This is a genomic window from Neisseria weixii, from assembly GCF_002327085.1.
Classification (GTDB): domain Bacteria; phylum Pseudomonadota; class Gammaproteobacteria; order Burkholderiales; family Neisseriaceae; genus Neisseria; species Neisseria weixii.
Genome location: NZ_CP023429.1, coordinates 83,011 through 105,427, shown reverse-complemented (window position 1 = coordinate 105,427; position 22,417 = coordinate 83,011). Strand labels below are relative to the sequence as shown.

The 22,417-nt window shown below is 52.4% G+C and carries 13 protein-coding genes, 1 tRNA gene and 3 pseudogenes; 2 read left to right on the top strand and 15 right to left on the bottom strand.

The annotated features are described in order from the left end of the window. Window positions 1–104 precede the first annotated feature (104 nt). The 3 genes from CGZ65_RS00545 to CGZ65_RS14995 all read right to left on the bottom strand — a co-directional run bounded on the left by CGZ65_RS00545 (window position 105) and on the right by CGZ65_RS14995 (window position 9,878). Window positions 105–4,904: a YadA-like family protein gene (locus tag CGZ65_RS00545; RefSeq protein ID WP_096294439.1), complete on the bottom strand. Its 4,800-nt coding sequence runs from the start codon at window positions 4,902–4,904 to the stop codon at window positions 105–107. Continuing rightward, a complete protein-coding gene (locus tag CGZ65_RS00540) occupies window positions 4,871–9,184 on the bottom strand; it encodes a beta strand repeat-containing protein (protein ID WP_198345306.1) in 4,314 nt (1,437 codons plus the stop codon). Before CGZ65_RS00540 ends, CGZ65_RS00545 begins: the two co-directional genes overlap by 34 nt. A gap of 556 nt (window positions 9,185–9,740) precedes the next feature. Continuing rightward, window positions 9,741–9,878, bottom strand: a complete 138-nt coding sequence (locus CGZ65_RS14995; RefSeq protein ID WP_198345305.1) for an ESPR-type extended signal peptide-containing protein — start codon at window positions 9,876–9,878, stop codon at window positions 9,741–9,743. Window positions 9,879–10,674: 796 nt separating this feature from the next. On the opposite strand from CGZ65_RS14995, the pseudogene hslO reads away from it, so the two are divergent. Next, window positions 10,675–11,585, top strand: a pseudogene (hslO, locus tag CGZ65_RS00520) (Hsp33 family molecular chaperone HslO). A gap of 320 nt (window positions 11,586–11,905) precedes the next feature. Here hslO and mscL read toward each other — a convergent pair. From mscL to CGZ65_RS00485, 7 genes and pseudogenes are all read right to left on the bottom strand, one after another. After that, the gene (gene mscL / locus CGZ65_RS00515) at window positions 11,906–12,346 is read right to left on the bottom strand and encodes a large conductance mechanosensitive channel protein MscL (protein WP_096294434.1); all 441 of its coding nucleotides are present in this window, start codon (window positions 12,344–12,346) and stop codon (window positions 11,906–11,908) included. A gap of 232 nt (window positions 12,347–12,578) precedes the next feature. Continuing rightward, window positions 12,579–13,364 (bottom strand): enoyl-ACP reductase FabI, encoded by a 786-nt coding sequence (gene fabI, locus CGZ65_RS00510; protein ID WP_096294433.1) that lies wholly within the window; start codon window positions 13,362–13,364, stop codon window positions 12,579–12,581. A 9-nt stretch (window positions 13,365–13,373) separates the two neighbouring features. Next, complete coding sequence (locus tag CGZ65_RS00505) at window positions 13,374–13,697, bottom strand: hypothetical protein (RefSeq protein ID WP_123804976.1); 324 nt, start codon at window positions 13,695–13,697, stop codon at window positions 13,374–13,376. A 325-nt stretch (window positions 13,698–14,022) separates the two neighbouring features. Continuing rightward, window positions 14,023–15,026 (bottom strand): annotated as a pseudogene (locus CGZ65_RS00500) (IS5 family transposase). 210 nt (window positions 15,027–15,236) lie between these two features. Continuing rightward, window positions 15,237–16,502, bottom strand: a pseudogene (locus CGZ65_RS00495) (alanine/glycine:cation symporter family protein). Between the two features lie 359 nt (window positions 16,503–16,861). Then, entirely contained in the window at window positions 16,862–18,373 is a 1,512-nt protein-coding gene (lysS, locus tag CGZ65_RS00490; protein WP_096296051.1) for a lysine--tRNA ligase, read from the bottom strand. Between the two features lie 189 nt (window positions 18,374–18,562). Next, window positions 18,563–18,638, bottom strand: a tRNA-Lys gene (locus CGZ65_RS00485). Window positions 18,639–18,848: 210 nt separating this feature from the next. On the opposite strand from CGZ65_RS00485, the gene CGZ65_RS12590 reads away from it, so the two are divergent. Then, window positions 18,849–19,133: a helix-turn-helix domain-containing protein gene (locus CGZ65_RS12590; RefSeq protein ID WP_157742673.1), complete on the top strand. Its 285-nt coding sequence runs from the start codon at window positions 18,849–18,851 to the stop codon at window positions 19,131–19,133. A gap of 79 nt (window positions 19,134–19,212) precedes the next feature. Here CGZ65_RS12590 and CGZ65_RS13060 read toward each other — a convergent pair whose 3' ends face one another. The 5 genes from CGZ65_RS13060 to CGZ65_RS13045 form a co-directional block, all read right to left on the bottom strand. Next, window positions 19,213–19,371, bottom strand: coding sequence for a hypothetical protein (locus tag CGZ65_RS13060; RefSeq protein ID WP_198345304.1), 159 nt, complete (start codon window positions 19,369–19,371; stop codon window positions 19,213–19,215). 81 nt (window positions 19,372–19,452) lie between these two features. Then, the gene (locus CGZ65_RS13055; RefSeq protein WP_198345303.1) at window positions 19,453–19,989 is read right to left on the bottom strand and encodes a hypothetical protein; all 537 of its coding nucleotides are present in this window, start codon (window positions 19,987–19,989) and stop codon (window positions 19,453–19,455) included. Between the two features lie 169 nt (window positions 19,990–20,158). Continuing rightward, complete coding sequence (locus CGZ65_RS00470; protein WP_096294431.1) at window positions 20,159–21,370, bottom strand: NADH:flavin oxidoreductase/NADH oxidase family protein; 1,212 nt, start codon at window positions 21,368–21,370, stop codon at window positions 20,159–20,161. A gap of 36 nt (window positions 21,371–21,406) precedes the next feature. Beyond that, the gene (locus CGZ65_RS13050) at window positions 21,407–21,859 is read right to left on the bottom strand and encodes a zinc-binding dehydrogenase (protein ID WP_198345302.1); all 453 of its coding nucleotides are present in this window, start codon (window positions 21,857–21,859) and stop codon (window positions 21,407–21,409) included. Next, window positions 21,856–22,350: an NADP-dependent oxidoreductase gene (locus CGZ65_RS13045; RefSeq protein ID WP_198345301.1), complete on the bottom strand. Its 495-nt coding sequence runs from the start codon at window positions 22,348–22,350 to the stop codon at window positions 21,856–21,858. The genes CGZ65_RS13050 and CGZ65_RS13045 overlap by 4 nt, the downstream gene beginning before the upstream one ends. Between the last annotated feature and the right edge of the window lie 67 nt (window positions 22,351–22,417).

Below are 22,417 nucleotides of genomic sequence, written 5' to 3'. Positions count from 1 at the left end.
GGAATGCACTCCGACGGAGCGCAATATATAAGGCCGTCTGAAAACTTTCTTTTCAGACGGCCTTTATCCAACGCAAAGCGTCAGTTCAAACCATAATTAAATTATTACCATTGGTACAAGCCGCCGATACCCACGCCCATGTGGCCGCCGGTATTGGTCGAGAAATTACCTTTGATAATCCAGTTGCCGCCGTCGCTCATCGAAGATATGCCGATGGCCATGGCAGACTCGCCACCGTAATAACCGCTGCCGATACCGATACCGGTCGCTCCCGGACGGGTAACTTGCGGAATCGAGCTTTGGGCAATCGAACCGGCCACGCCTGCGTAGGCTTTCTTACCGACATTATCGATGTTTTGCTGTAACTGATTGCCCATACCGACCAACTGATTCACGTTCACCGCATCGGTACCGTTTTTACCCGGCGCAACATTGGTGATGGTGTTGCCGCCGTTGTTCAGACCGATAGGACTGAGGCTGACCGTATTTTGCGGATTGGCTTGGGTTGGCACCGCGATGCTTACACCATTGGTGTCAAGCACAGTACTGCCTGCATTTATACTGGTTACGGCCAAATCATCTTTAGTCGCCACGGTGTAAACAGTCTGGCCGTTTGCGCCTTTATGCTCAGTGACGGTCATGTTTTTGCCTTCAGCCACTTCGGTTTTCACCGCAGCCGCCGCTTTATTCAACTGGTTCACGTTTACCGCATCGGTATCCGCCTCACCCGCTTTCACACCGGTGATTTTGACCGGGCTGCCGCCGTTACCCTCAACATTAAGGTTCCCGCCGTTGCCGGTAATTTTCGGACCGTCGCTGCCAAGTTGCACCGTTGATGCGGTAACACTGTCAAACTTCACGTTATCAGCCGTCGCGATGGTGAAATCGCTGCCGCTGCGGGTGACTTTGATGTTGTTGCTGTCTTTGAAGTTGACTTCGTCGCCCGGGGTCACCAATTCGCCTGCGTCTCCGTTGGCTTTGGCGGTAAAACCTGCATTGTTGATTGCGGCGGCCACATCGCCTGCGGTTACCAGCTTATTGCCGTCTTCAACGCCCGGTTCGCCGACTTTGCCGTCGGTGCTGTTCAACGCTGCGGTATTGGCGGTCAGGTTGCCGCTGCCGTCCACTTTGATGGTGGTGCCGTCGGTTTTCGCCGCTACGGTGTACGTTTTGCTTCCGTCGGGATTCTTAGACGGCGTAACGCTGACGCCCCGGCCGCCTTCGACTTTGGCCGTTGCCGCCGCCTGCGCCTCTTTCAGCTGGCCCACGTTTACCGCATCACTGTCCGCTTCGCCTTTACCCACATTGGCAACCTTATTGCCCCCGTTGTCCAAACCGTCTTTGGTCAGGCTTACCGGATTGCCGTTTGCCGGCGTGATGACCGTGCCTGTGCCGTTTGTCACGGTGGTATTGCCCGCGCCGTCTTTAAACTCGGCAGAAGCAAGTTCTTTCAGCTCTTTGGAGAGTTTCACGTCCAACGTGTCGGTACCGTTGCCCACTACGCCGATATTGCCGTCTGAAAGTTTGGCTTCGTCCGCGCCGCCTTTCACATTTATTTTGCTGCCCAGCTTGCGGGTAAATTCCGTACCGCTGTCGCCTGCAAAAGTCAGCGGGCTGTTGACTGCATCGTTCAATGCAGTGACGGCATCGCCGACATTATTGACGGCCTTGCTGCTGCCGTCGGCAGGATTGGCCACGTTGTAAGTCGGTGCGCCGACCGTACCGTCGGATTTGACGGCCGAACCGCCGCCCAAGCTGTCGGCAATGCTTCGGGCATTGTTGAACAGCTGGCTGCCGTTGACGGCATCGGTACTTGCGGCATTAATGTCGCCTGCGGCAACATTGACAACCTTATTGCCTCCGTTGTCCAAACCGTCTTTGGTCAGGGTTACGGGTTTGCCTGCCGTGCCGTTGCTGACAGTAATGCCTTTGTCTTCTACTTTGGTATCGCCTGCGGTCAGGCTGCCAACCGTGATGTCTTTAGCCAGGTTAAACGTGACTTCGTCTTTGCCGGCTTCTTTGCTGACAACGATGTTGCCGTCGGTATTGTTCAAATCAACTGTTTCCGAAGCTGCAACATTGCTGCTGTTCGCACCTTGGGCGGTCAGGTTCCAGCCGGCGTTAGCCACGGCAGACACTTGTTTCAACTGGTCTTCCGTCGCCGCCTGGCCGCTGACGATGTTGTCGGGATTCCACGTTTTGTTGGTCAGGCCGCCGACGGTACCCGTGGTACCGTCGATGGTTACGGGGGATGCCGCGGTTTTGCCTACGGTCACTTTATCGGCCAAATCAAAGTCGATGCTGTTGTCGCCGACAGTGGTCACGATGTTGCCTCCCGCACTGCGGTAGGTTACGGTTTCTCCCAACTTCACGGTGTCTTCACTGCCTTGGCCGTCAGCAATCTTAAAGCCTTTTTCGATGATGCCGTGCAGTTGGCCGCCGTTGACGGCATCGGTACTTGCGGCATTAATGTCGCCTGCGGCAACATTGGCAATCTTATTGCCGCCGTTGTCCAAACCGCCTTTGCCCAGCTTCACAGGGTTGCCGGCCGCTCCGTTGCTGACGGTGATGCCGTCTGAATTGAAGACGCTGTCGCCTGCGGTCAAATTACCGTCCAATGTGATGTTGTTGAAAGACACATCGTCTTGCGTCTCAAACGTGAACACTTTGCCGGTGCGTTTCACTTTCAGGTTTTTGCCCGCTGCAAACTCGACTTCTCCACCCGCTTTCACCAACTCGCTTTCAGCTTCGTCGCCGTCGGCTTTGTTGCCGCCCGACTTGGCTTTCCAGCCCGAGTTGTTGATTGCGGCGGCCACATCGCCTGCGGTTACCAGCTTATTGCCGTCTTCAACGCCCGGTTCGCCGACTTTGCCGTCGGTGCTGTTCAACGCTGCGGTATTGGCGGTCAGGTTGCCGCTGCCGTCCACTTTGATGGTGGTGCCGTCGGTTTTCGCCGCTACGGTGTACGTTTTGCTTCCGTCGGGATTCTCAGACGGCGTAACGCTGACGCCCCGGCCGCCTTCGACTTTGGCCGTTGCCGCCGCCTGCGCCTCTTTCAGCTGGCCCACGTTTACCGCATCACTGTCCGCTTCGCCTTTACCCACATTGGCAACCTTATTGCCCCCGTTGTCCAAACCGTCTTTGGTCAGGCTTACCGGATTGCCGTTTGCCGGCGTGATGACCGTGCCTGTGCCGTTTGTCACGGTGGTATTGCCCGCGCCGTCTTTAAACTCGGCAGAAGCAAGTTCTTTCAGCTCTTTGGAGAGTTTCACGTCCAACGTGTCGGTACCGTTGCCCACTACGCCGATATTGCCGTCTGAAAGTTTGGCTTCGTCCGCGCCGCCTTTCACATTTATTTTGCTGCCCAGCTTGCGGGTAAATTCCGTACCGCTGTCGCCTGCAAAAGTCAGCGGGCTGTTGACTGCATCGTTCAATGCAGTGACGGCATCGCCGACATTATTGACGGCCTTGCTGCTGCCGTCGGCAGGATTGGCCACGTTGTAAGTCGGTGCGCCGACCGTACCGTCGGATTTGACGGCCGAACCGCCGCCCAAGCTGTCGGCAATGCTTCGGGCATTGTTGAACAGCTGGCTGCCGTTGACGGCATCGGTACTTGCGGCATTAATGTCGCCTGCGGCAACATTGACAACCTTATTGCCTCCGTTGTCCAAACCGTCTTTGGTCAGGGTTACGGGTTTGCCTGCCGTGCCGTTGCTGACAGTAATGCCTTTGTCTTCTACTTTGGTATCGCCTGCGGTCAGGCTGCCAACCGTGATGTCTTTAGCCAGGTTAAACGTGACTTCGTCTTTGCCGGCTTCTTTGCTGACAACGATGTTGCCGTCGGTATTGTTCAAATCAACTGTTTCCGAAGCTGCAACATTGCTGCTGTTCGCACCTTGGGCGGTCAGGTTCCAGCCGGCGTTAGCCACGGCAGACACTTGTTTCAACTGGTCTTCCGTCGCCGCCTGGCCGCTGACGATGTTGTCGGGATTCCACGTTTTGTTGGTCAGGCCGCCGACGGTACCCGTGGTACCGTCGATGGTTACGGGGGATGCCGCGGTTTTGCCTACGGTCACTTTATCGGCCAAATCAAAGTCGATGCTGTTGTCGCCGACAGTGGTCACGATGTTGCCTCCCGCACTGCGGTAGGTTACGGTTTCTCCCAACTTCACGGTGTCTTCACTGCCTTGGCCGTCAGCAATCTTAAAGCCTTTTTCGATGATGCCGTGCAGTTGGCCGCCGTTGACGGCATCGGTACTTGCGGCATTAATGTCGCCTGCGGCAACATTGGCAATCTTATTGCCGCCGTTGTCCAAACCGCCTTTGCCCAGCTTCACAGGGTTGCCGGCCGCTCCGTTGCTGACGGTGATGCCGTCTGAATTGAAGACGCTGTCGCCTGCGGTCAAATTACCGTCCAATGTGATGTTGTTGAAAGACACATCGTCTTGCGTCTCAAACGTGAACACTTTGCCGGTGCGTTTCACTTTCAGGTTTTTGCCCGCTGCAAACTCGACTTCTCCACCCGCTTTCACCAACTCGCTTTCAGCTTCGTCGCCGTCGGCTTTGTTGCCGCCCGACTTGGCTTTCCAGCCCGAGTTGTTGATTGCGGCGGCCACATCGCCTGCGGTTACCAGCTTATTGCCGTCTTCAACGCCCGGTTCGCCGACTTTGCCGTCGGTGCTGTTCAACGCTGCGGTATTGGCGGTCAGGTTGCCGCTGCCGTCCACTTTGATGGTGGTGCCGTCGGTTTTCGCCGCTACGGTGTACGTTTTGCTTCCGTCGGGATTCTCAGACGGCGTAACGCTGACGCCCCGGCCGCCTTCGACTTTGGCCGTTGCCGCCGCCTGCGCCTCTTTCAGCTGGCCCACGTTTACCGCATCACTGTCCGCTTCGCCTTTACCCACATTGGCAACCTTATTGCCCCGTTGTCCAAACCGTCTTTGGTCAGGCTTACCGGATTGCCGTTTGCCGGCGTGATGACCGTGCCTGTGCCGTTTGTCACGGTGGTATTGCCCGCGCCGTCTTTAAACTCGGCAGAAGCAAGTTCTTTCAGCTCTTTGGAGAGTTTCACGTCCAACGTGTCGGTACCGTTGCCCACTACGCCGATATTGCCGTCTGAAAGTTTGGCTTCGTCCGCGCCGCCTTTCACATTTATTTTGCTGCCCAGCTTGCGGGTAAATTCCGTACCGCTGTCGCCTGCAAAAGTCAGTGGATTGAACGCCTGCTCGGCAGTTTTACTGATGGCTTCGTTGACATTGGCTACCGTGTTGCCGCCCACCGTAATGGGCGCGTTGGTCAGGGTATTGCCGCCGACTTTGATGCCGTCCGAAGTCAGGGCGGTATCGCCGTTTCTTATGCCGTTCTGATCCAGAACGGTATTGCCTGCGGTAACGCTGTCAAGCGTGATGTCTTTGTTCAGCTTAATGGCAACCGTATCGCCCGCCGCTTCGGTGGTGATGTTGTCGCCGCCTTCAAATGCAACGGTAGCACCCAGTTTTTCGATATTGGTACTGCCACTGTTACCGGTAAAGGTCAGGCCTTTGTTGTCAACGGTTTCTTTTGCATCCACGCCTTTTTTAATGTCGTCTTTGGTGGTTTGCGACAGGTCAAGGGCATAGTCGGTGGTTACCGCTTCATTGGCATCGGCTGCCGTGCTTTCGGTTTTGACCAGCGCACTGCTCACCGATACCGTCGTTTTATCCGCACTGACGGCATATTCGGTGTTGTTGCCGTTTACTGTTCCCCGAACGTGTGTATTGCTGCCTTTTACCACGGTAGTGGTTTTTTCGGTACGTTCCGCTGCTTGGTTGATAACGTTGGCCACGTCTTCGGCGGTGGCAAAGTTATCGCCTGCAGTACCGGCGGTCACATTACCCGCCGCATCGGCCGCCAACCCGGTTTTGTTCACGGAATAACGGATGCCGTCCGTACCGTAGGCCGCAGTCGTTCCCGTACCGTTCACAAACTTCACACTACCGCCGTCGGAAACGGTTTGAACCTGACCGCCGTTTACTGCAATATTGAAGTTCTGCACCGCGCTGTCGGCTTTGCCCAAACTGTCTTTAGCCGCCTGAGTCAGCCCGAATCGGTAGTCGGTAACGTTGCCGCCTTTGTCGGATTGCGCAACTTCCAGATATGGGTCGCCCTGTGCTACAGAAGCCGTCGTCCCTTTAGCGTTGACGGTATAGGTCACCGCTCCGGTACCCGCATCTTCCGCCTTGCCTACCGAAACGATATTTGTGCCTGCTTCCACTTTTTCTTTCGCAGAGGCAACCGCGCTGTTGATTGTAGCCGCCAGATTTCCTGCGGTCACGTAGGAATCCGGAGCGGCCGGCGTGCCGACCTGCCCCTTGGTAGTGTCCAAAGCGGTTGTCGCCACAGAAAGATCATAAGTATTCTGCAAACCGCTTGCGGTTTTGGTGACCTTAACGCTGTTGTTGGCGGAGGTAACCACTGTCGCCGCATTCTTCACATCGGCGATATTGGCCGCATTGGTTTCAGTCGTTCCGCCGCTCTGCAGGTTGGTGATCGGTTTGTTTCCGGCATCAATACCCGTTTTGGTTACGCCCGGGCCGCCGCTGATGGTCAGGCCGTCTGAATTGAGCGTACTGTCACCGGCCTTTACGGTAGTTGCCGTTATGCTGCCGACGGTAATATCGTCTTTCAGTTTGATGCTTATCTTATCGCCGGCCGCTTCGGTGGCGATGTTTTTATCGCCGTTGACCGCAACGGCAGAACCCAGTTTTTCGATATTGGTGCGGCCGCTGTCGCCGGTAAACGTGAGACCGTCAGAATCCACTTTGTTTTTTGCGGCCACACCTTGGCTGATGTCGGCTTTGGCGTTATCGGACAGATCCAGCGCATAGTCGGTAACAAGCGTGGTGTTGTCCTTGGCTCCCGCCGTTACTTTGACCATTCCGCCTGCCGCCGCGCTGACGGTGGTTTTGTCGGCATCCACGGTGTATTCGGTGTTATTGCCCTTAACCGCAGGTGCCTGTACGCGGGTATTTCTGCCCGCCGCCACGGTAGTGGTCTTTTCCGAAGCATTGATAGCCTTCGCCACTTCGGCTGCCGTAGCGAAAGCGTTTCCCTGAGTACCGGCGGTGACTTGTCCGTTGTTGACGGTAAGCGCGGAGGTATTGACATCAAAAGTGATGTTACCGCCGGCGGTGCGGGCGGTGGTGCCGTTGCCGTTGACAAAATTGATGTCGCTGTTGGTACTGTTCAATGTTTCTGCAGTCGTGCCGTTGACCGATGTCGTCAGGCTTTGCACTGCGCTGTCGGCTTTGGCCAAAGAAGCCTTGCCCGCGGCGGAGAGGTCGACGGCGTAATCGGTGATATTGGTTGTCGTGTTCTTACTGCCGCGGGTAACCGTTACCGCACCCGTTCCGCTGACGCTGGTGCCGTCGGCATTGACGGTATAGATATTCTGCCCGTTAACGCCTACACTTGTCTGAACGCTGCTGATATTGGTGCCTTTTAGCACTTCCTCTTGTGAAGCCAGAATAGCATTGTGCACGGTGCTGCCGAAACTACCCTGTTTGCCGCCGATATCGCTCATCGTCAGGTTGCCGTCCTGCAGCAGCCGGGCATTGCCACCCAATCTGTTTTTAATACTGTTGGCCAGATTGCCCAGCGCGGCGTTGGTGGCGTAAAGCTGACTGCCGTTGATGCCGTCGGTGCTGGTAGCGGATATGCGGCCGGCCGCCAGATTGGTCAATGTCCTCTCTGCACCGGAACTGCCTATGCTGACGGTGGATTGGGCAGAGTTTCCGGCGAACGTGCCGTACTTCAATCCGTTGATGGTTGCAAAGCCGGTAGCTACCGGATCTGCGGTTACCGAACCGCTGCCCAGCGCCACCGCATTATCATGCGCGGCATTCGCGCCGGAACCGAGTGCCAGCGTATCATTTTGCGAAGCGGAGGCTCTCTCACCCAATGCAGCGGCCCGTTCGCCGGCGGCATTCGACTGCATACCTGCCGCCACCGCGCCGTATCCGCCGGCAATAGCACCCGCACCGGCGGCAAAAGCACCGGTCTGGGTGGCTTGGGCCTGAGTACCGACTGCCGTGGCGTTGCTCTCAACAGCCTGCGCATAATATCCGACGGAGACCGCCGAATTTTTAGTCGCGCGCGCCTGATAACCGACGTTGACCGCGCCCACACCTGTGGCCGTACCGCCTACCGCGATAGCCGAATTACCTTCGCTTACCGCATTGGTACCGATACCGACGGCATTATAACCGTCGGCCATGGCCTGGCTGCCGAAGGCGACGGCACCGACGGCACCGGACAGGTTTTTACTGTTGGCTTTGGCCAAACGGCCCACTGCCACGTCGCTTTCCAACGTTGCCGCAGCCGAAGTGCCGACGGCAACGCCGTCCTGCCCGGCCGCACTGCTCTGATAACCGAAGGCAAGGCTTCCCTCACCTGCCGCGCTTGCCGACGTGCCCAGCGCCGCCGCATTGACGGCTAATGCCGCCGCCTCTTTACCGATGGCGCTGCCGCCGTCGGCGGAAACGGCCGCCGCCTTACCCATGGCAATGGCATTGGCTGCCGTCGCGCCGGCAGCCGGGCTGACGGCCGCATCGGTACCGACGGCGATGGAATTTTCCGTCAATACGCCGACTCGGTCGGCTTCAGCACTAATTTCGGCATTCCATGCCTTCAGTTCGTCCGCAGTCGGCCTGTTGACCCGTGTCGGCATTACGAAGCTGTTGCCGACGCGCGCTTTGGAACCCAAGGCAATTGAGTTGTGCCCTTCGCTTCTGGCGTTGTTATCCGCATCATATTTTTCATTGGAAGCGGAACCGCCGATGGCGATCGAACGCTCCCCTACGGAAGTGGCCGAATGGCCGATGGCAACCGAACGGTCGCCGACCGAGGCCGCAGCAACACCGATCACCTGCGACGCACTGCCTTTTGCCACAGCCTGGCGGCCAATGACTACGGCATTGATTTGTTCGCTTGTGGCCGACGAACCGATGACCACGCCGCCGCCCTGCGACCAGGCATTCGCACCGATCGCTACGCCCAAACCGCGGTTTGCCGTACCGCTGGTCTCAACCCGTGATACACGCGCATTGTCTCCGATCGCCACACCTGATGACGTGGAATACGCATTTCTACCAATAACGGTAGAAGCAGTAGAAAGTGATGATTTTGTGTTATCCGAATTGCTCAACAGAGTCGTTCCGTCATCATTTTCACTAAGGGGCGTAAACGGATTTTTGTAGGAAGCGTGTGTCGACCCCGTTCTCGTCTTCGTATCCCCCGGTTTCATCTCATCGACTTGTGCATTTCCACCAATCGCAATTGCCCCTATTCCGCTTAGCACAGCTGCTTCATTGCCGATGGCAATGGCAGAATTTGTTTTTGATTGGCTATTCAAACCAAGCGAGACCGCTCCTATGCTTGGTGTAGAGCCAAGGCCTCCTCCGCCAGCCTTTGCATTCCCACCAATCGCAATTGCACCTTTGTTGTCCCCTGCATTTGCATTGGTACCGATGGCAATCTGATTGGCAGGAACCTTATCGTCGATCCACCTGCAGCCGTCGCATTTTTACCGATGGCGATATCCGAATCCGACCATGTGGCCGTTGTTGCGGTCGTACCGGCAGTCGTGCCGGTACCGATGGCAATACCCGTTCCGACCTGCCCGGTAGTAGTAGCCTCAGCATATGCACCGCCCGACGCCAACATCAACACCGCCGGCAGCAAGACCGTACCGACGGCTTTCATTACACCCGTACGGCGGTTGCGTCTGCGGCAGCCGCAACCGATGATTTGGAAGACTTGCCCCTTGCTGCGGCAATTTCGGCCACGGCGGTATAGGTATTGGTGGTTTCATTGTAAACGACCCGGTAGGTTTTATTCATTTTTGCCTCTTCAAATGTTTCAACACAGGACTGCACATAAAAGTACAGCCCTATAAAAAATAAAAATTTTGGATTTTCCGGCCATCCGCGGCACTTGTACGGCACTGTTTTGCCGCTTTTCCAACCTGCCGTTAATTGTCACATTGCGACAAATTACGAAGGTTGATGTTTCGTATTACGATAGTTTCCGTACGGATTTAAATCTTCGGTTATCTTGATTTTATACCGTTTGTTTTGGGTATCCCGTTCATTCCGCTGCGGCTTTCAGGTACAATCCGATGTTTTTCTCTTGCAATTTTTATGCCATTTTTTTACGCCATACCGATATTTTTACCGATACCGTACCGGAAACGGTTTGGCCGAAACGGAGGCGCAGTCAAAAACCCGATCGGCGACATTTTCATTTCCGACCCGGTTTTTTATAAACATATATTTATGATTCAACCGTATTTGTTTTTCCGGAAGGGCCGCTTTTCCGATATGTTTTTTGATATGATTGTTCCGATATTATCCGTGATGCCGTTTCAAAAGGCCTTGGGCAGATACTGCGGCCTGTTTTCCCTTATCGGCAACTGCGTGCATATCGGGCGGGTATGCCGCGTACGGCGCTGTATTTTTCAGACGGTCTTGATTTATGCCGTTGTGCAACCATATCGGCCATATTCTTTATCAAAATTTCCTTAATGGTTGGAACCCCGCCGTTCAGGGCGGTAGAATCAGGGGGCACACAGGGCTGCGCTTTATGTGCAGTCCTGTGTGCCGGAACATTATCCGAACCATTGGAGCCGAATATATGATGACACGACAGGTTCTTTCCCCAAGCAGTGACGACTGCCGCACGCGCTTTATTTTTGACGGTATGCCGGTGCGCGGCCTGCATGTCCGCTTGGAAAACGTTTGGCAGCACATTACCCGGCAGAAACACTACCCTGCCGCCATCCGCCGCGCCTTGGCGAACTCGTGGCCGCCGGCGCATTGTTATCGGGCAATTTGAAAACCGGCGGCACGCTGATTATGCAGGTGCAAGGGCAAGGCCGCCTGAAAATGCTGGTGGCGGAAGCGTCTTCGGAGCAAACCGTGCGCGCTACCGCCCGTTGGGACGAACACGCCGACATCGCCGACGATGAGGGCCTGACTGATTTATTGGGTGACAGCAGCGTATTTGTACTGACCCTCCAACCGAAAGATGCCGAGCCATGGCAAGGTGTGGTGCCGTTGGAAGGCGGCAGCATTGCACAAATGCTGATGAACTACATGACGCGTTCGGAGCAGCTCGACACACATATCGTGCTGGCCGCTTGCGACACCGGCGCCGGCGGTTTGCTGATACAGCGCCTGCCGGAAGAAGAAACCGATACCGACGCATGGAACCGCATCAGTACTTTGGTGCAAACCGTAACCGACGGCGAGCTTTCGACGTTGGACGCGCAGCATGTGCTGTACCGCCTGTTCCACGAAACGCCGCCGCGTGTGTTCGAACCTGAAAGCATTGAATTCGCCTGCACCTGCTCGCGCGGAAAAGTTAGCGACATGCTGCTGATGCTGGGCGGTGAAGAAGTCGGCGGCGTGGTGGCAGAGCAGGGCAGTATTGCTGTCGACTGCGATTTCTGTCATGAAACATATGTGTTCGACGAAACTGATGTCAATGCATTGTTCGGCGCAAACGTCGTCTCCGCTGTCCGCCAGGAAGCGCAGCGGATTCAGTAAATCCAACCCCACGCAAAACAGCAGGCCGTCTGAAGTTTCAGACGGCCTGCTGTTTTGCAAAATGTTTTTAAGCGGCTGACCGCATGGTCATGCAAACGTATGCGGCACAACATCCTGAACCAAAGCCTTTTATGGTTCACTGGCTTATTAATCCAATGATCGGATTGCCGGCACATGAAGGACGGTACGGATTGTTTTCAGGCTTCAACCGTTCCATAAAATATCGGCCTGCTTCGGCACACGGTGTTATCCGTATATTTCCCAATTGAAAGGCCGTCTGAAAATCTTTCAGACGGCCTTCGCATCATTCGGACGAGTGATTATTTGTTCAAAGAATCACGGATTTCGCGCAACAACAATACTTCTTCAGATGGCTCAGCCGGTGCCTCTTCAGCAGGAGCTTCGGCTTTTTTCATTGAATTCAACAATTTCACTACGCAGAAAATAGCCGCAGCGACAATCAGGAAACTGATGATGGTGTTGATGAACAGGCCGAGATTCAGAGTTACCGCACCGGCGGCCTTGGCCGCTTCCAAAGTGGCGTAACCGGCTTCACCTGCCGGCGGAACACCGTCTTTCAAAGTAATGAACAGGTTCGAGAAATCCACACCGCCGATCAGAATACCGATAGGCGGCATGATTACATCGTCAACCAATGATTTCACGATACCGCTGAACGCCGTGCCGACAACCATACCGACAGCCAGATCCACGACGTTACCGCGCATGATGAATTCTTTAAATTCTGATGCAATAGACATAACAAACTCCTAAATATAAGTGTAAAAAAATTTTAACATTGTATCGGACAGGCAGCGATGATAGCGGCTTATGTGTTAAATTTGTTTTATATAGGTTAAATTTTGTATAATCCGCAAAAAAAGCAGACAGCCATACCGTTCATTTGGAATAAAGGCCGTCTGAAAAAAAACAGTGTACCTTTTTTACACCATTTTTCAGACGGCCTTCCCATCATCATCCGATGCGGATTGGTTATTCTCCGACGCTCAAGGCATTGATGCTGTAACCGCCGTCGACATAAGTGATTTCACCGGTGATGCCCGAAGCCAAGTCCGACAGCAAGAATGCGGCAGCGTTGCCCACTTCTTCGATGGTCACGTTGCGGCCCAGCGGATTTTGCGAGGCCACATGGCTCAGCAATTTGCTGAAATCGGCAATTCCGGAAGCGGCCAGGGTTTTGATTGGACCGGCAGAAATACCGTTACAACGGATGCCTTCGCGGCCGACAGCCGAAGCGGTAAAGCGGATAGCGGCTTCCAAGCTGGCTTTAGCCAAACCCATGACGTTGTAGTTCGGAATCGCGCGCACGGCACCCAAATAGCTTAATGCCAAAATTGCAGAATTGCGGCCTTTCATCATCGGGCGGGCCGCTTTTGCCAAGGCCGGCAAGCTGTAGGCAGAAGTTTCGTGCGCAATATTGAAGGCTTCGCGGTTGATGCTGTCAAGGAAGTCGCCGTTCAACGCTTCTTTCGGTGCAAAGGCGATGGCGTGTACCAAGCCGTCTAATCCTTCCCAGCTTTTACCTAAATCGGCGAATACCTGTTCTACTTCGGCATCGTTGTTGACGTCGCAACGGAAGACCAAATCAGAGCCTAATTCAGCGGCCATTTTTCGCACACGCTCTTCCAATTTATCCACAACATAAGTAAATGCCAATTCCGCACCTTGATCGTGACACGCTTTGGCAATACCGTAAGCAATCGAACGCTCGGAAATCATACCGGTAATCAGAATTTTTTTACCTTGCAAAAAACCCATTTTTATCCTTTAAAGTGTGGTGTTGCACTGTTCACCGCTTTCACCCAACCGGAAAGCGAAGATGTTAAACGAAGCATTATAGCAAAAAGCCGTTGTTTTGAAATAAAAAACAATCCAATGACTTTCAGACTGCCTACGAATGCCGCTGCATTTGCGACAGCGTTTTCGGATAGCGGCAAACCAAGCCGGCAGGCACTCTATTGCCATCAAGTCAGTCAGAATATCCATTGATACCGACCACCAACCGAATACGTCATACAACACGCCCATACCTAAAGGCCGGCCAATTGCAATCAGATAGCCCACTGCCTGCGCCATGCCCTCCATCATCAATACGATGAACCCATTAACGCGTCTTCAATGCCAAAACAAGGCGCCAACTTGCAGTCAAAGGCGAACACAGTGAAAATACCGGCAACGGCAAGAAGGCCGCTATGCCCATAAACGAACCGGATAAGCCGGGTTCATTGCGGATAAAACCGAGCACCGGCTCCAAAGCCGCTAAAAGTGCGCGCAAACAGCCCGAGACCTTTGCGAAATACCGGCCATCCCATCCAAACGGTTACCTGAACAATCAGGTAACCGTTTTTTCATTTTCAGACGTGTTTCCCGTCCGTATTTCCCCAATCAGCCCCTTTATCGGGTGCCATTGCCCTTTTCAGGCAGCAGCAGGCACACGAAGCCTGCCGGCTGCCTTTGGCAGGTTCAGGCACACCGCTTTCAAATGGCTTTGCGCCGGCACTTTCCGCAAACCGAAATAACGCGCTCTTTTACAGCCGGATTTCCGGTGCGGCGTACCGAAGGTTTGCCCGGCCGCACAGCGCACTTCCGACAGCTGCGTATTGCGCTGTTTCTCCTGCTCCGTTAAAGGTTTGCCCCGCTGTGCCTTACGCATCATGCCGCCGGACAGCCGTTTGCTTTGCAGATGCTCCCGGTTGGCTTTACTGTCATACCCTTATCGGCATAGACGGTTGTTCCGGGTGCGGTGCCTTCCGGCAGCGGTCCGAAATGGTTGCACTCACGGGCGTTGGCCGGGTGATGTGCTGTTTCCCGATACAGCCTTCCGAACCGGTGCGGGTGTGTTGTTTGCAGCCCAAGGTGAATCTGCCCTCTTTCTTCACCCGGCGCGCATCCTTGTCTTTGCCGGGCAGGGTTTCGGCAGTGATGCCGTTTTCATCGGTTTCGACAGCCTGACGCTGTTTGCCGCCGGCAGTTTGGATGATGGCGGCATCAATCACTGCTGCCGGGGCTTTCTCTGTTTTTAAGCCTTTTATCGGTCAGCCGGCGGTTAACCGGTTCGGGAAGCCGGGCTAAGGTGTCATCCTGTGCCGGCCGGTTGCGGAAACGGCAGGGGGTGCTGCGGCCGGGTAAGGCGGCTTCATCAAAGCCGCAGAAGAAGCAGAAATCCGGACGGGCGGCTGAACAGCGTTCCGATTCCGGATCGGAAAGGCTGTGCCATTGGCCGGGCAATACGGCTTTGAGCACGGGCGGCAGCGGATAGGCGGGGCGGCCGCGGTGGCCGCGGATGTAACGGGTCTTTTGCCGGTTGGGCAGTTGTCCGGCGGGCTGCCAATCGGGCAGCCGGTTAATTTTGAGCAACGGGCAGCTGCCGGTATGTTTGCCCGTCATGATTCGGGCTTGTTGCTGGAAGAAGCTGCTCATAAAAAAACGCCTCTGAATTCTTTAGGGGAATTTAGGGGAGTTTTGGGGTTTTTGCAAAGGTCTCATCTTGTGTCAACGGTTTGCTGCGCGTGGGTGACGGCATGACATTCTCCTAACCAAACAATATAACTATATTGTGATTCTCCGATCATTTCCGCAAGCAGACAAACAAAGGCCGTCTGAAATTCAGACGGCCTTTGTTGATTGCACTTACCAGATATCCGATTTGACTTTACGTTTCAAACCCGGATGCTCCGACAATTTGAACTCAGGCTCTTTGCCCATTTTCAATTTGGCGGTGTAGTCTTTCAACAGCAGAAACACCAACGGCGACAACAACAAAATCGCAATTAGGTTAATCCATGCCATCGTACCCATTGCCATATCGGCCATGTCCCACACCAGCGGCACGCTCTGCACTGCGCCGAAATACACCATGCCCAGCACACCCATGCGGAACAGAGCCATAATCAGCCAGTTGCTCTTGATAAACTGCACGTTCGATTCCGCATACGCATAGTTGCCGATAATAGTCGAAAACGCGAATAAGAATAAAACAATTGCCAAAAAATCCGCCCCCAGCCGCCGACCTGCTGCACAATCGCCACCTGAGTCAACTGCACACCGCTTAACCCATCACCGTGTATGCCCGATACCAGCACGATAAATGCCGTACACGAGCATACGATAATGGTATCAACAAACACGCCCAGCATCTGAATCATGCCTTGCGACACCGGGTGTTTCACCTCCGCCGCCGCGGCTGCATTCGGAGCCGAACCTTGGCCGGCTTCGTTGGAATACAGGCCGCGCTTGATGCCCATCATCATGGTTTGCGAAATCAGGCCGCCGAGCAAACCGCCACCCGCCGCATCGACTTTAAATGCATCAGCAAAAATCATACCGAATACTTGTGGAATCATGTTCAGGTTACTGAACACGATATACAGCGCCAACAGCAAATACAACACCGCCATCAGCGGCACAATCGCTTCAGCCAGCTTCGCCACGCGTCGGATGCCGCCGAAAATCACCGGCGCAGTGAGAATCACCAATGCCACGCCGGTGGCGTGTTTGTTCCAGCCCCAAGCTGCTTCGGTGGCCGCCACGATGGTATTGGATTGCACCGCTTCATACACGAAGCCGAAACAGAAAATCAAGCTCAAGGCAAACAACACCCCAACCAGCGCTGACCCAAACCCTGCGTGATGTAATACGCCGGGCCGCCACGGAAATGATGATTGTCATAGTCGCGGATTTTAAACAGCTGTGCCAGCGACGATTCGGCAAAGGCCGAACTCATACCAATTAAAGCCACCAGCCACATCCAAAACACTGCACCCGCCCCCCGACACTGATAGCAATCGCCACACCGGCAATATTGCCCACGCCCACACGGCTGGCCAAGCCGGTTACAAACGCTTGAAACGGGGTAATTCCGTGCGGATCGCTGCCTTGCTTGCGTCCGCCCAACATTTCTTTCACGCTGCGGCCAAACAACCTGAATTGCACGAAACCGGTCGCAACGGTAAAAAACAAACCCGCACCCAGCAATAAGAAAATCAAACCGTTCCACAGCGGGCCGTTGATAGCATTCACCCATTGGTGTAAAGATTCGGTCATAATCACCTTTCAAAATCAAAAAACGTTTCAGACGGCCTTTTGAATCAGGCTGCCTGAATTGCAGACAATTGTATCAGATTGTTGACATTTGTGTAAGCGACTGTTTAAACGGTTGTATTTACAGAAATGCCAACGTCTTTAATACTGCCGTATATCATCATTCACAAGAAAAGGCCGTCTGAAACGTTTCAGACGGCCTTGAAAACAATATTTTATTCCGGGCGCATTTGCGGGAACAAAATCACATCGCGGATGGTTTGTGCATCGGTTAGCAGCATCACCAAACGGTCGATGCCGATACCGCAACCGCCGGTCGGCGGCAAACCATATTCCATCGCGCGGATGTAGTCGGCATCATAATGCATAGCTTCGTCGTCACCGGCATCTTTTTGCGCCACTTGAGATTTGAAGCGGTTGGCTTGGTCTTCCGGATCGTTCAACTCGGAATAACCGTTGGCCAACTCACGGCCGACCACGAACAGCTCAAAACGCTCGGTCAAACCCGGTTTGCTGTCGGATGCGCGCGCCAATGGCGACACTTCTACCGGATAATCCACGATAAAGGTCGGGTTCCACAACTTGCTCTCGGCGCAACCTTCAAACAACGCCAATTGCAGGCTACCGATGCCCGGTGACGGCGGCAGGCTCTCGCCGTGTTTGACGATTTCTTTTTTCAGCCATTCGGCATCGTTCAACTGCTCGTCGGTGTAGTGCGGGTTGTATTTTTTAATTGCACCTAAAATCGTCAGACGCTCAAACGGGCTTTCCAAATCGACTTCTTTGCCGTTGTAGCTGATTTTGGCCGTACCGTTAACAGTAATCGATGCGCTGCGGATAATGTCTTCCGCCATCTGCATCATGCGCTCGTAATCGCAAAAAGCTTCGTAGAATTCAATCATGGTAAATTCGGGGTTGTGGCGCACCGACATACCTTCGTTGCGGAAGCTGCGGTTAATCTCAAACACGCGCTCCAAACCGCCGACCACCAAGCGTTTCAAATATAGTTCCGGTGCGATACGCAGATACAGCGGGATATCCAAGGCATTGTGGTGGGTGACAAACGGTTTGGCCGTGGCGCCGCCCGGAATAGGGTGCATCATCGGTGTTTCCACTTCCAAATATTGCTCGCCCACCATGAAATTACGGACCGCCTGGATAATTTGGCTGCGTTTAATGAAGGTTTGACGCGATTCTTCGTTGGCAATCAAATCGACATAACGCTGGCGGTATTTGGTTTCTTGGTCAGACAAGCCTTTGTGTTTGTCCGGCAGCGGGCGCAGCGATTTGCTCAGCAAGTGAATCGCCGATACGCGCACGGTCAATTCGCCGTGGTTGGTTTTGAACAAGATGCCTTCCGCGCCGACGATGTCGCCCATGTCCCAATGTTTGAAATCATCGTGCACTGCTTCGCCTACGCCTTGATTATTGATGTAAAGCTGGATTTGGCCGCTGGTATCTTGAATGGTGGCGAAGCTGGCTTTCCCCATCGCGCGCTTGAGCATCATGCGTCCGGCGATTTTTACCGGCACGGCTTGCGGATCAAGCTCTTCTTTGCTTAAGGCATCGTATTGATTGTGCAAATCGGCGGCAAAGCTGTCGCGTTTGAAGTTGTTGGGATAGGCATTGCGTACTTTGCGGATATCGTTGAGTTTTTCGCGGCGCAAGGCCATGATTTGGTTTTCGTCAAGTTGCTGCTCGACAGACGGATTGTGCTGTTCGCTCATGGTGTTTTCCAAAAATAAAGACAGGCCGCGGATTCAGACGGCCTTTTGAGAAGATCAATAAAAATTGCGCATATTTTACGCCAAACGGCTTGTTTTATCTAGTAAAGGCCGTCTGAAAATCAAATCTCTTACGGCCTATCCAACAGGCGTAAAAAAACCTGCTTATTGCTAAGCAGGTTTTTTTGTATCTGGTGGGTCGTGAAGGATTCGAACCTTCGACCAACGGATTAAAAGTCCGCTGCTCTACCGACTGAGCTAACGACCCGACAAGCTGTGTATTATAGTAGCGCGATTTATATCTGTCAAGCCTTTCTGGCCATTTTCTTATCATTATTCATAATTAAAAAAGGCCGAGACTTTTGCAAAACCCTTGTTAAATCTCATACAAAGTAACCATACTTACCAAGTATTCTAATACTGAACTGCACCCCAAAAGTCGGACACCCCCGCCAACTTTAAAAGATGCAGTTTTCTTATGTTCAAATATAACCTACACTTCAAATACCGGGCCGTACTCCATTACCACCAGGTGCACAGCCAACAGCGCACCGCAGAGCACTTCAACGTCTCACGCACCCACCTGCGCCGTTGGACAGCCGCTATGCTGCGGTTCGCGCTCATTTTAAAGAAAGATGAATTGGCTGCCTTAACTTTTGTTATCGGTGCCGTCAAAGCGTGGAATCGTATCTGTGTGGCGTTTCAATCTGACGCAGGCAGTACCGATAAATTGATGGGGTTGAACAAAGCAGATTTGGCTTAAATCATAAAAAAAACCGTCTGAAAACAAGCAATTTCAAACGGTTTTTTGATAATGAATAGAATTTAAATTTAGGAAAAAACTACGGATTAACTTGTCGACCATTATCAATAAAAACTAGCGTTTTCTCAACATCATATGCATGAATGGCTGAACTAAATACCGCCATTCTTCTAGAAAGTTTTTTTAATTCATCGCTTTGAAAAAATGCACTCATCGCTTGACGGTCGGTAAAGCCCAAATCAACGCCCCGTGAAACTGCACTTCCGGTGCATTATCATGTTCCACATTAGGTGAATTCCATTGACTTTGCTGCCATGGACTATATGCTGCGGTACGCAATTCTTTCAATTTCCCCATATTCGCCAAACTTGGTGCTAATTCTTGTGATAAATTGTTGAAATTCATGTTCGCTGATATTGGGCCGTTTGCGAATAAAGACCATACTTCGAGCGTTTACAGCATCATTGCGGTTTGCCACACGATACCATTTGGAATTTTCAGGAGCTGCCGCATACAAAATGGTGCGTTTAAATAAATTCACTTCGTTAGCCTGCGCCAACTGACTTTGCTTTTCGCCTTGAACAGAAAAATGACCTTTTAAAGTAACATCTGCTATCCCATCAATTTTTCTTTCATCGGGGATATGGGTTTCCACGCCATCAATGGCTTGCCACATACCTGTATTGCGTTCTGTAAAATGAATTTGACGATACTCTTTCAAATCTGGATTGGCAGAAATAATTCGAGCATGCTGCCCTTGCCAACGCTGCATACTATCTTGACGCGGTTTATCGGTACGCATCCACAATAAAACGGATGATGATAAATTTTTTTCAACCGGCACAGCAGTTTGCACAGGTATTACAGACACCGTTTAAGCTTGACTATTTATGTTTAATGTCAAACCCAACAACAATGCGGCTAATTTTGTTATGGTATTTTTATTCATCGTATTTTAAATTCAAAAAATAAATTGTTAATTAAGTGTTGATTTGTATTTTCAGGCAGCCTGAAACAAATTGAACTCAACTCCGACCCGTGCTCAGCCCAGCCTTGCCATTCGCCCAAACCGCTTTCAGCAACACTTTCCACGGCGACAATTCAGGATCAGGCTGTTTCCCTTGCCCGATTAACGCCATTTGCTCCATATACCAATCCATTTCCAACACCGCACCGACTTTATTATCAACCACTTTGCAACCCGTTTTAATGCGTTCCGTGGTAATGGTGCGATACGTTCCGTTTTGAATTTGTTTCGGCAAATCAGGCATTAACGCCAACGGACGCGCCACACCCACCAAATCCAAATGTCCGCTATTCAACGCCTCATTCATAGCAGATTCCGAACGGAAACCGCCCGTAATAATCAGCGGCACTTGGCTGACGGCACGCGCTTTTTCGGCATAATCCAAGAAAAACGCCTCGCGTTTTTGTGTGCTGGCTTTGGCGGTTAGCATTTCGGGGCTTTCATAATTTCCACCTGAAATTTCAATAAAATCAATACCTAATTCCGACATTTTTTGCACGACTTGAATACTGTCGCTTTCATCAAAACCGCCTTTTTGGAAATCGGCAGAATTTAATTTCAAACCCACCAAAAATTCAGGCTGAACCACCGCCCGAATGGCATGGTAAATCTCCACCAAAAAACACATACGGTTTTCCAAACTGCCGCCCCATTTATCCGTACGGCGATTGTGGTGTGGCGACAAAAATTGGCTAATCAAATAACCGTGCGCCCCATGAATTTGCACGCCTGAAAACCCTGCTTTTTCAGCTATTTGCGCGGTGTGGGCAAATTGGCGAATTAACATCTCAATTTCATTGTCCGCCAATTTGCGTGGCGGATTGATAAAGCCGTCCATGCCTTGCAATGCCACCGCACTCGGCGCGACAGGCTTGGCATTCACCACTTTGGGCGATTGCTTGCCCGCGTGATTGATTTGCATAATGAGCAAAGTGTCGTTTTGCGTGCCTGCTTTTGCCCATGCTTTGAGCGTGTCCATGCTACGCTCGTCCGACAACACCACGTCATTGATAGAACCTTTGCCGTTGTCGGCCACCATCACATTGCCCGTAACCAATACGCCCGCGCCGCCTTTGGCCCATTTGTCGTACAGGCGAACCAGTTGCGCAGTGGGCTGATTGTGTTTGGCAAGCTGCTCTTCCATGGCGGATTTAAAGAAACGGTTTTTGGCGGTTTTGCCGTTTTTAAAAGTAAAATGTTGAAATAACATAAAAATATCCTAAATTAAATTTGATAAAACTACCGTTTATTGCATGGTAACCACAATTTTTCCGCGTGTGCGTCCGCGTTCCAATTCATCAAATGCTTGATTGATTTGTTCAAACGGATAAACGGATTGTGTATAAGGTTTGATGTGTCCCTGTTCAATCAACCGGGCAATTTGGGCAAGCTGTTTGCCATTGGCTTGCATAAACAAAAATTGATAATCCACTTTTTTTCTGCAACTCGCGCAACGAACGCCACGGCTCAAAAAATACATCGCCAGTTGCAAAAATACATTTAAGCCTGCTTTTTTCGCATAAGCTGGCGTGGGTGGCCCTGAAATAGAAATCAAACGACCGCCTTTTTTCATAACTTTCAATGAATTAAGCAATGTTTTCTTATCCAAACTATTGAGCACCACATCATAATCTTTTAATTCATCAGTAAAATTTTGTTTTTTATAATCAATAACAACATCTGCGCCCAAATTTTTCACAAAATCCGCATTTGCCGTGCTGGCCGTGGTTGCCACAAATGCCCCAAATATTTGGCAAGCTGAATAGCGATTGTGCCGACACCGCCCGCCCCCGCATGAATAAAGGCTTTTTGACCTGCTTTCACTTGCGCGATTTCCACCAACGCTTGCCAAGCCGTTAAAGCCACAAGCGGTAAACCTGCCGCGTCTGCCATCGGCAAATTACTGGGCTTTTTCGCCACATCATCTTGATGAATGGAGATTTTTTCGGCAAACGCGCCAATTCTGCCATCGCGCGGGCGGGCAAACACTTCATCGCCCACTGCCAATTGACGCACATTTTTGCCCACCGCAATCACTTTGCCTGCCACATCATGCCCCAAAATCAAGGGGAATGAATACGGCACAAGCATTTTAAATTCGCCACTTTTAATGCGTAAATCCAAGTGGTTCAATCCTGCGGCGCACACCTCCACCAATACATCGTCATCATTCATAACAGGTTCGGACATTTCGCCTAAAATCGCAGGGGCTTTCTGATATTGCTTAATAAAATAGGATTTCATGAAGATTAGGCTC